The sequence below is a fragment of the Janthinobacterium sp. BHSEK genome (genome assembly GCF_056174685.1).
This window is the reverse complement of record NZ_JBWBYV010000105.1, coordinates 1-2827: the sequence shown is the minus strand read 5'-3', so window position 1 is coordinate 2827 and position 2827 is coordinate 1. Positions and strand designations below refer to the sequence as shown.

Sequence of the window (2827 nt, the reverse complement as noted above, 5' to 3'; positions counted from 1 at the left end):
GGCGCGCCACGAAAGCCTGCGCACGACCTTTGTGAATGTCGATGGCGCGCCGGTGCAGCGCATCGCCGCAGCCGGTGCCGGCATGGCGCTGGAACAGCGTGACCTGCGCCATCTGCCGCCGCGCGAACGCGAGATCGCCGTACAGCGCTTCTCGGACGAGGAAGCGGTGCGGCCTTTCGACTTGGCCGCCGGCCCGCTGATACGCTGCCAGTTGCTGCACCTGGCCGAGGATGAACATGTATTGCTGTTGACGCAGCATCATATCGTCTCCGACGGCTGGTCGATCGGCGTGCTGGTGCGCGAGATCAGCACGCTGTACGCCGCCTTCAGCGCTGGTCAGGCCGATCCGCTGCCGCCGCTGGCGATCCAGTATGCCGACTATGCGGCATGGCAGCGCGGCTGGCTGCAGGGCGATGTCCTGCAAGCGCAGAGCGCGTTCTGGAAAGAACAATTGACAGGCGCGCCGGCGCTGCTGGAACTGCCGACCGACCGTCCGCGTCCGGCCCGGCAAAGCTACGCCGGCGGCAGCGTGCAGGTGCGCTTCGATGCCGCGCTGACCGCCGGTCTGAAGGCGCTGAGCCAGAAGCACGGCGCGACGCTGTTCATGACGCTGCTGGCAGGCTGGGCCGCGCTGCTGGCGCGCCTGTCGGGCCAGGATGATGTGGTGGTCGGCACGCCGGTGGCCAACCGTCAGCGCGCCGAGGTGGAGGGCTTGATCGGCTTCTTCGTCAACACGCTGGCGCTGCGGGTGAAGCTGGAGGGCGATCCGAGCGTGGCGCAGCTGCTGGCGCAAGTCAAGGCGCACACGCTGGGGGCGTACGAGCATCAGGATCTGCCGTTCGAGCAGATCGTGGAAGCGGTGCAGCCGGCGCGCAGCATGCGCCACAGCCCGCTGTTCCAGGTCATGCTCAGTCTGGACAATGCTCCCGGCGGCACCTTGCAGCTGCCGGGCCTGAGCATTGAAAGCGTGCAGCCCAAGCAAAATACCGCGCAGTTCGACCTGACGCTGTCGCTGGCTGAAAGCGACGGCCGCCTGAGCGGCAGCCTGCGCTACGCCAGCGACCTGTTCGACGAAGCGAGCATTGTCCGTCTGGCTGGCCACCTTGAAACGCTGCTGCGCGGCATGGCTGCCGATGACAGTGCGCGCGTCGCCAGTCTGCCGGTGCTGTCCGCCGCACAGCGCCATGAACTGCTGTACGGTTTCAATGGGAAGTTGCGTGACGATGCACAGGGCGAATTGCCTAGACAACAGTTAATTCACCAGCAGTTCGAGGCGCGGGCGCTGGCCCAGCCCGACGCCATCGCGCTGGTGTATGAAAATGTATCGTTGACCTACGCCGAACTGAATCGCCGCGCCAATCGCCTGGCACATCACCTGCGCGGCATCGGCGTGCGGGCGGATGCGCGCGTGGCCCTTTGCCTGGAACGCGGCATCGGCATGGTGATCGGCATCCTGGCCACGCTCAAGGCCGGCGGTGGCTATGTGCCGCTCGATCCGGACTACCCCGCCGATCGTCTGAGCCACATGATCGAGGACAGCGCGCCGGTCGCCCTGCTGACCGAGAGCGCGCTGGCCGCGCTGGTCGATGGCTTGCCGCTTGGCGACGCCAGGGTGGTGCTGATCGACGGTGCCGATGCCGTCGTCATTGCCGGGCAAGCTGACAGCAATCCGGACATCGCTGGCCTGGCGCCGGAGCATCTGGCCTACATCATCTATACCTCGGGATCGACTGGTCTGCCCAAGGGCGTGATGGTCGAACACCGCAACGTCACGCGCCTGTTCGCCACCACCGAACAGTGGTATGGCTTCCAGCCGTCCGACATCTGGACCCTGTTCCACTCATTCGCCTTTGATTTTTCGGTGTGGGAATTGTGGGGCGCGCTGCTGTACGGCGGCCGGCTGGTGATAGTGCCGTATCTGGTGAGCCGCTCGCCACAGGATTTCTATCAGCTGCTGTGCGAACAGGGCGTCACTGTCCTGAACCAGACGCCAAGCGCCTTCCGCCAGCTGATCGCCGCCCAGGCGGCCAGTGACGCGGTCCACCAGTTGCGTACCGTCGTCTTTGGCGGCGAGGCGCTCGATCTGGCAAGCCTGCGGCCCTGGTACCGCGACGCCCGCAATGGCTCCACGCAACTGGTGAATATGTACGGCATCACCGAAACCACGGTGCACGTCACCTACCGCCCGGTGAGCGCAGCCGATGCGGAACTGGCCTGCGCCAGCCCGATCGGCGTGCCGATTCCCGATCTGCAGATCTACATCCTCGATCAGCATGGCGAGCCGGCGCCAATCGGCGTGACAGGCGAATTGCATGTCGGCGGCGCGGGCGTGGCGCGCGGCTATCTGAACCGTCCCGAGCTCAATGTCCAGCGTTTTGTGGCCGATCGCTTCAGCAGCAAGGAAGGCGCGCGGCTGTACAAGACCGGGGACCTTGGGCGCTGGCTGGCGGACGGTTCCATCGATTACCTTGGACGCAATGACTTCCAGGTCAAGATCCGCGGCTTCCGCATCGAGCTGGGCGAGATCGAGACGCGCCTGCTGGCATGCGACGGCGTGGCAGAAGCGCTGGTCGTCGCCCGCGAAGACGCGCCAGGCGAGAAACGGCTGGTGGCCTACCTGCGCGCGTCCGGCGCGGCGCCTGTCGCTGGCGAACTGCGCGCCCAGCTTGGCGCCCATCTGGCCGATTACATGATTCCCAGCGCCTTCGTCACGCTCGACGCCTTCCCGCTGACCAGCAACGGCAAGCTCGATCGCACGGCGCTGCCGGCGCCCGATCTGCAAGCGCTGGCGCGCGGCAGGTACGTCGCCGCGGAAGGTCAGGTGGAA

Annotated in this window: 1 protein-coding gene; it reads left to right on the top strand. The window is 66.3% G+C overall.

Annotated features, from left to right (window positions below; all coding sequences use genetic code 11):
• Positions 1-31 precede the first annotated feature (31 nt).
• On the top strand, positions 32-2827 hold a 2796-nt coding region (locus AC0V2Y_RS26545), incomplete at its 3' end, for a non-ribosomal peptide synthetase (RefSeq protein ID WP_475418396.1).